We start from the raw sequence: 6,877 nt of genomic DNA on the forward strand, positions 1-6,877 counted from the left end.
TTGAGCCAGCCGGTGAAGAAGCCCGCCGCCGGCCCGCCCATCTTGGAGGCCCACCAGTAGATGCCGCCGGACGTCGGATAGGCCGACACCAGCTCGGACATCGTGAAGCCGATGATGAGGATGAAGATCGAGATGATCGGCCAGCCCCAGGAGATGGCGACCGGTCCACCGTTGTTCCAGGCTTGACCGAAGGTCGTGAAACAGCCCGCGAGGATCGAGATGATCGAGAAGGAGATCGCGAAGTTCGAGAAGCCGGACCAGGAGCGATCGAGCTCCTGCTTGTAGCCGAGCTCCGCGAGCCGTCTCTCGTCCTCGTTGAGGGGAATCTCTGACATGTGATGCACCCAACTCTCAGAAGAAGTTGGTGCATGCTAGCGCGGGACAGAGGTATGGATCTAGACCTTTGATGCTGTGGATTTCAGAGTTCGTACGACGAAAACCGAAGCCGGCACCCGCTCGATCAACTGGATTCGTTGTCCTCCGCCTGCTCGTGCTGGGAGCGCTTGAGCTCGTCGCGCTCGACCCGGAGGCGCTTGACCTGCTTCTTTCGGCGCTTCATCTGCATCGTCGTCGCCGTGATGATCAGCGCCAGCAGGGCGCCGGAGATCACCCCGATCAACGTGCCGGCGCGGAAGCCGGGCGCCTCGACGTCGAAGATCCGCTCCCCCGCGTGCGCCGCCTTGCTGTCGCCGGCCACGACCGCGAGCGTCAGCCAGTTGGGCGCCGCCAACAGCAGCGCGACGAGCGCGACGATGCCCCGCCACGTCCAGCTGAAGAACCGCCGGCGGATCTGGAGCAGCACCAGCAGCGGGACGAACGTGAACACGAATCCGACGAACAGGCCCCACAGCGTGCCCCGGGTGAGGCTGTCGTCGACCTGGTCACCCACCCGGTGCGCCCACCACCGCGGGAAGAACGCCGCGGAGACCCGGAAGCCGATGTACGCCACGGCGAGCAGGATCAGTGCGAGCACGATCCGCTTGACCCACGCTCCGGGAGCGATGTCAGGCTGGTCGCGGATCTTGCGTTCGAGCTCTTCGCCCTCGTGGGGCTCGTTCGTTGCTGCGGACTCGTCCTGGGTCATGGGCACATCATGCACCGCGGAGGACCCGGCGCCCAACCTCAGAGGGCGTCGGCCAGGGCCTGCCACTCCTCGGCGCGCACGATCCCGTCCTGGGTCAGTCCCGCCGAAGCCTGGAGCCGCTGCACGGCAGCAAGCGTCACGGTGTTGAAGAATCCGTTGCGATCGCGCGTCGGCATGCCCAGCGCGGTCTGCAGCATCATCGCCGCCTTGCCGACATACCCACGCTGGAACGTGTTGTCGGAGTAGTTGAGGACCCCGTACCTGATCGCCTCGCTGCGCGTATAGCCGGCGACGGCGTTGCTCGTCATGCTCGACGGGCTCAGCGACGCCCACGTCGGCTGGTCGAGTGCGCCGGTGTAGGGGATGTCGTGGGCCTTCTGGTACGCCTTGACGGCGGTCCAGGTGGCGGCGTCGAACCTCGCCGTCTTCGTGATGCCGAGCAGGCCCTGCGCCTTGGCGACGGTGTCGCCGGTACGCCCGTACGCGCGGTTGCCCAGCGAGGTCTTCTTGAGCAGCGACTTGGTCTGCGGGCAGGCGCCGGTGCGCGGGGTGCTGGTCAGCGCGCCGTACGTGCCGGTGAACCGGATGCACGGACCCAGGTCGATCGTGCCGACCTTGCCGGTCCAGAACGACGTGTTGCCGCGGGCGCCGTTCCAGCTGAACGAGATGTGCACGTGGTCGGTGTGGCCCGAGCTCGTCCGCCACCCCTCTGACGCGCGATAGACCCCCCAGATCTTCTTGTTGTAGATGATGTACATGATGCCGAGGCGGCGCGCGTTGCGACCGTTGTTGGCGGTCACCCAGGCGAGGAAGTTCGCCGCCGCGGTCCGCTCACTCGTGTCGCTGACGTCGACCATCCAGTCCCACGCGCGACCCTCGCTGTGCTCCGAGACCCCTTCGGTGCAGCCGCGGCTGATCCCGCCGGCACCACCCTCGCCGTACGTCTTGAGCACCAGCGCGCGAAGCTTGACGACACCCGGCATGTTGACCGGGCTGCAGGAGACCTGCGGAAGGTACGGCGAGACGGGATCCACGCCCGACGGCAGGGTGACCGGCGCCGGGAGGCCCTTGGGGCTCGACGGGAACGGGACCGGCGGACTCGCCGCCGCCGGCGACGTCAGCAAGGCCGAGAGCGCGGCGAACGAGGCGAATGCGAGCATGAATCGGCGCATGGTCTGCGCTCCCTTCCCGAGACAACTTCTTCATCATGCGTCGCATTCGCCTCGCTTGTCCCTCAAACCCCGGAATTCTGCCGGGTTGGTGCGAGGATCGCGACGATCACGGCGGTGACCGCGACGACCGCGGCGGCGATCAGCAGGGCTCCACCGATGCCGTCGACGAATGCGTTCTGCGCCGCCGACACGAGCTGCTGACCCGTGGATCCCATCGCATGCACCTGTGGGGACTGGGTGAACGCGATGGAGCTCTGCGCCCCTTCCGCGACAGCGGGCGGGAGCCCCTGCACGGCCTCGGTCATGTTGTCCCGGTACTGCTGGTTGAGGACGCTGCCGAGGATCGCGATGCCGAACGCACTGCCGAGCTCGCGAGCCGTGTCGTTGACCGCCGAGGCGACGCCCTGCTTGCTCTCGGGCAACGACTCGGTGATGGCGGTGGTCGATGGAGTGCCCGCGAGACCCATGCCGGCGGCGAACAGGACCAGGCCGAGGGCGAAGTACCAGTACGTCATGTCCGTGCCGACCTGCGAGATGACCACGAGCCCGGCGGCGGTGAACAGCAGACCAAGCGGAGCGAGCCGCTTGAAGCCGACCTTCTGCGCGATGCGAGGGGCATTGCGGGCCAGCGGGATCATCACGAGCGGCAGGGGCAGCAGCGCCACCGCCGCACCGAGAGGCGAGCGGCCGACGACGAACTGCAGATACTGGATCACCACGAAGAACAGTCCGAACGTGGCGAAGAACTGCACCATCACGGTCAGGGATCCGGCGCTGAAGCTGCGGTTGCGGAACAGTCGCGGATCGAGCATCGGCTGGGCGACGTGAAGCTCCCAGCGGACGAACGCGACGAGCGCGACCACGCCGACGACCAGGGCGGCGACCGTCAGGCCCGCATCCCAGCCTCGTTCGGGGCCCTCGATGATCCCGAACACCGTCGCGGCGACCGCAACGAGCGACAGCAGCGCGCCGACGAGGTCGAGCCGCGGGGGGTTCTCGTCGACCGAGCTCGGCACGACCAACAGGGTGCCGAGCAGCGCGAGTCCGGCGAGCACGACGTTGAGAGCGAAGAACGAGCTCCACGAGTAGAACTCGAGCAGGAGTCCGCTGCCGAACAGGCCCAGCACGGCGCCACCGCCGGCCATGCCCACCCAGACACCGATCGCCTTCGCCCGTTGCTCGACGGGGAACGAGGTCGTGATGATCGACAGCGTGGTCGGCATGATCGCTGCCGCGCCGATGCCCATCATGGCGCGCAGCGCGATCAGCTGACCGGGGTCGCTGGTGAGCATGCCGAGACCGGCCGCGATCCCGAACACGGCGAGACCTCCGGCGAGCAGCTCGCGTCGGCCGAACCGGTCCCCCAGCGCACCGGCGAACAGCAGCAGTCCGGCGAAGACGACGGTGTAGGCGTCCACGATCCAGGTGATCTGCGTCTGGGTGGCGCCGGTCTCACGGGCCAGGTCGGGCAGTGCGACGTTCAGGCCGCTGACCGCCGACACGACCGTCATCAGGGCGAGCGAGACGACGGCGAGGACCGGGCCCGTGCGTATGCGGGCTCCGTCCCGGGTTTCTGTGGTGCTCATGATGGTTCTCCTCTTGGCTGAAATTCTGTGTATGTTGAATTAAAATTCATCGTATGTTGAATTGTCAAGGCTTTCTGGCATGACGAAGTCGGCCGGCGACGAGAAGTCGTCGCGGCCCGTGGCGGACCGGGTGCTACTCGGCGTCGTCCCCGAGACGTGAGATGTGGGTCGCTCGCTCCTGCCACGCCTGCGAGGGCAGCGGACCCAACACCTCCGTGTAGACGTCGCGAACGATCTCAGCCTGCCCCGCCCACGAGAACGTGTGACGCAGCTGCGCGTCTGCCTGAATCCGGTCGGAGAGCCCGTCGTGGTCGGCGAGCGCCTTCTCGACCGCACGGACGAAGTCATCGACATCGTTGGCCCGGTGCACTGTGCCGATCCCCAGCTCGCGGACCAACTGGGCCTGGACCGGGGTGTCGCTCGTCACGATGGGCAGGCCAGCGGCGATGTACTCGCAGAACTTGTTCGTCAGTGCCACATCGTGGTTCCCGCTGCGAAGCAACGGGCTGAGGCCGAGCGTCGCGGACCGGATGTAGTCCGGGACAAGCCCCGGCTCGACGTACGGCAGGACGTGGAAGCGGTCGGCCACGCCCAGCTTGACGGCTCGCGCCCGGAGCTCGCGGGTGATGATGCCCTCGCGCGCGACGACGAGAAGATGCGCGTCCGGGAGGCCGGCAAGACCCTCGACCGCGGTGGCGACTCCGCGAGCGCGATTGAGTCCGCCCACATAGACCAGGAGAGGGGTGTCGGGATCGAGCCCAAGCAGGTCCCGAACGCCGGTGACCTCGGCCCCAGGAGGCGGATCGATCGGCGCATTGAGCACGACGTCGGGCTTGCGCCGGAGGCCGTGGTCGCGCTGCAGGTGCTCCGCCAACGGCTCAGACACCGTGATCACGCGGTCGGCGGCGTGGATGAACTCGCTCTCCAAGTCGCAGTAGGCCGCTACCACTCGCGGATCGACGACGGCAAGACCGGGAAGGTACTCGTGCGCGTCATAGATGACTCTGACGACCTTCCCGCTAGCAGCCGCGCGCTGGGCCGCACGGACCGCCACGCCGAGGAGGAAGACATCGTGCACGTGGATGAGATCTGGTCTCAACCGGTCGAGCATCGGGCCCAGGATGTATTCACGATCGAGCGTCTGGGGCAGCGCCCGGCGCCACCTGGCCAGCCCTGACCGGCGGTAGAACGACAGCACCCGGCGACGGTGCTCGCCCACGCCGAGCGCATTGTCAGCGGAGTGTCGCGCGTTCCACCGGCGTACCAGACCGACCTTGACGCCGCGCGCCCGGAACACGGCCTTGCGGACCTTGAGTCCGAGCTTCGCCCTCTTGACGCCGAGCTGGGCCCTGCGTTCATCGGCCGGATCCGCGGCAACGGGTTCACGGTAGCGATCTCGCCGGATCCCACCTTGCAGAGCGGCCAGCTCGCGCTGCCGGTGTTCGAGCAGCCGCTGGGCGCGTTGCTGCTCGTCCGGGTTGCTGAACCACGGCGTGATGCGCTCGATGAGCCCCCGACCCGGATCTGAGAGAGGTTGGCCGATCGTCGGGGTATTCACCACCACGCCGCCGACGACGCTCCGGCCCCGATGGGCACGACCGGCCACACCCAGCGCCGTGACGTCGATGCCCCACCCGGCCACGGTCTGCGCATACTTCATGACCCGCGCGTCGATCACGACGTCGTTGCCCGACACCATCGCGACCCTGGTCCCGATGACCGTCGGGAGCCAGTCGGCCGGCACCGGGTCGGGGCCGTCCACGAACGACGACAGCGCCTCGGCGGACAACGCACCGCCGTGGACCTTCTCGACGAAGGCCCGTCCTTGGACGGCGGCCAGACGAGCCGATTCGGGATCCGCGATGAGCTCGCGGATCCGGTCGACGATCGTGTCGGCGTCCACCTCGATGACCGGGAGCTCCGCACCCGTGAGTTGCTGCACCTTGGATCGAGTCGCCACGGAGACGTGGCCCAGGACCACACGCCCGGCCGCCATGCCCTCGCAGGCCGCGACGCCGTATGACCCGATGGCGAGCTGGTCGATGACGATGTCGGCGTCGCGATAGACCGTCGGCATGTCGCTGTGCGGAATGCCCTCCACGCGGCGGTAGACGATCACGCCCTCGTCGTGGAGCTGCTGGAGCAGGGGGTCGATGAACTCTGACCCCTTCATCCAGCTCTGGCTCGGCGCGTGCGCCACGACGGGAACCGGTCGCTCCATGACCGGTTCGTCGGTGTGCCAGGCCTCGAGATCGACCACGACAGGGCACCAGGTCGCGCCGGGCGCGAACTCCAGGAGGTCGGGGGTCGACACGAACACGGACCCCGGATAGCTGTTGTACATGCGCGATGTCCGACGGGCGAATTTCTCGTACTTGCCGACCTCCTCCGGGTCAGCGGTCCGAAAGGGCGACCATGGCTCGATCTCGACGTGCCGGCTCGGTAGCCGCAAGTCCGACCCGTGCGCCAGGAACGCGACCTTTACCCCGCTGGCGAGCAGCCGCGACACGTCCCGCATGGCGTCGCGGTCCTTGGCCGGGCCGAACAGGGACCGGCCTGCCTCGATCACGACGTGGGTGTAGTTCGCTGTCACATAGTCCAGGAACTCCCGATGGAACCGCTTGTCCTTCCGGAACGTCTCCAGATCGACCTGGATGTCGGCAGGGAAGTCGAAACCCTTGCTGCGCGGCGCGAAGCTGTGCACCGACGTGTCAAGCACGTGGAGGTCGACAGCACGCGCCCACAGGGTCGCCTGACCACTGAAGTTGGCCGGCCCGATGAGCACCCGATGAGGTGTCGTCAGACGGGGTACGGGCCCGAGCGGGTGGAATCCCTCGACCAAAGCCACTGGTTCTCCTTGTCGACGGTATCGAGTGCCCTAGCGTACTGACCGTACCCGTGACCTCCGGGCTGCGCGTGCACCCGCCCGCGTAGCCTTGCACCGGATGACACGGTACCGATCTGAAGCTCAGGAGCTGGTGTGATGTCGGCAACGATCAAGGCAGGCGCCCAGGTGGCCGACTCCGCCGCCGTCG

General features: G+C 67.5%; 5 protein-coding genes. All 5 read right to left on the reverse strand.

Going from position 1 to position 6,877, the window contains the following annotated elements:
* Window positions 1-335: amino acid permease (locus V6M46_RS06605; RefSeq protein ID WP_332663051.1), on the reverse strand; the 335-nt coding region annotated here is incomplete at its 3' end.
* Between the two features lie 125 nt (window positions 336-460).
* Window positions 461-1,084: a hypothetical protein gene (locus V6M46_RS06610; protein ID WP_332663053.1), complete on the reverse strand. Its 624-nt coding sequence runs from the start codon at window positions 1,082-1,084 to the stop codon at window positions 461-463.
* A 38-nt stretch (window positions 1,085-1,122) separates the two neighbouring features.
* Window positions 1,123-2,256: a peptidoglycan-binding domain-containing protein gene (locus tag V6M46_RS06615; RefSeq protein WP_332663055.1), complete on the reverse strand. Its 1,134-nt coding sequence runs from the start codon at window positions 2,254-2,256 to the stop codon at window positions 1,123-1,125.
* A 62-nt stretch (window positions 2,257-2,318) separates the two neighbouring features.
* Entirely contained in the window at window positions 2,319-3,842 is a 1,524-nt protein-coding gene (locus V6M46_RS06620; RefSeq protein ID WP_332663056.1) for an MFS transporter, read from the reverse strand.
* 133 nt (window positions 3,843-3,975) lie between these two features.
* A complete protein-coding gene (locus V6M46_RS06625) occupies window positions 3,976-6,690 on the reverse strand; it encodes a glycosyltransferase (RefSeq protein WP_332663059.1) in 2,715 nt (904 codons plus the stop codon).
* Between the last annotated feature and the right edge of the window lie 187 nt (window positions 6,691-6,877).

The sequence above is a fragment of the Aeromicrobium sp. genome (assembly GCF_036676885.1).
GTDB lineage: Bacteria > Actinomycetota > Actinomycetes > Propionibacteriales > Nocardioidaceae > Aeromicrobium.

Excerpts from the sequence above, each read along its gene's own strand:
- V6M46_RS06615 (WP_332663055.1), bottom strand. The coding sequence starts at position 2,256 with ATGCGCCGATTCATGCTCGCATTCGCCTCGTTCGCCGCGCTCTCGGCC.
- V6M46_RS06620 (WP_332663056.1), bottom strand. The coding sequence starts at position 3,842 with ATGAGCACCACAGAAACCCGGGACGGAGCCCGCATACGCACGGGCCCG.
- V6M46_RS06610 (WP_332663053.1), bottom strand. The coding sequence starts at position 1,084 with ATGACCCAGGACGAGTCCGCAGCAACGAACGAGCCCCACGAGGGCGAA.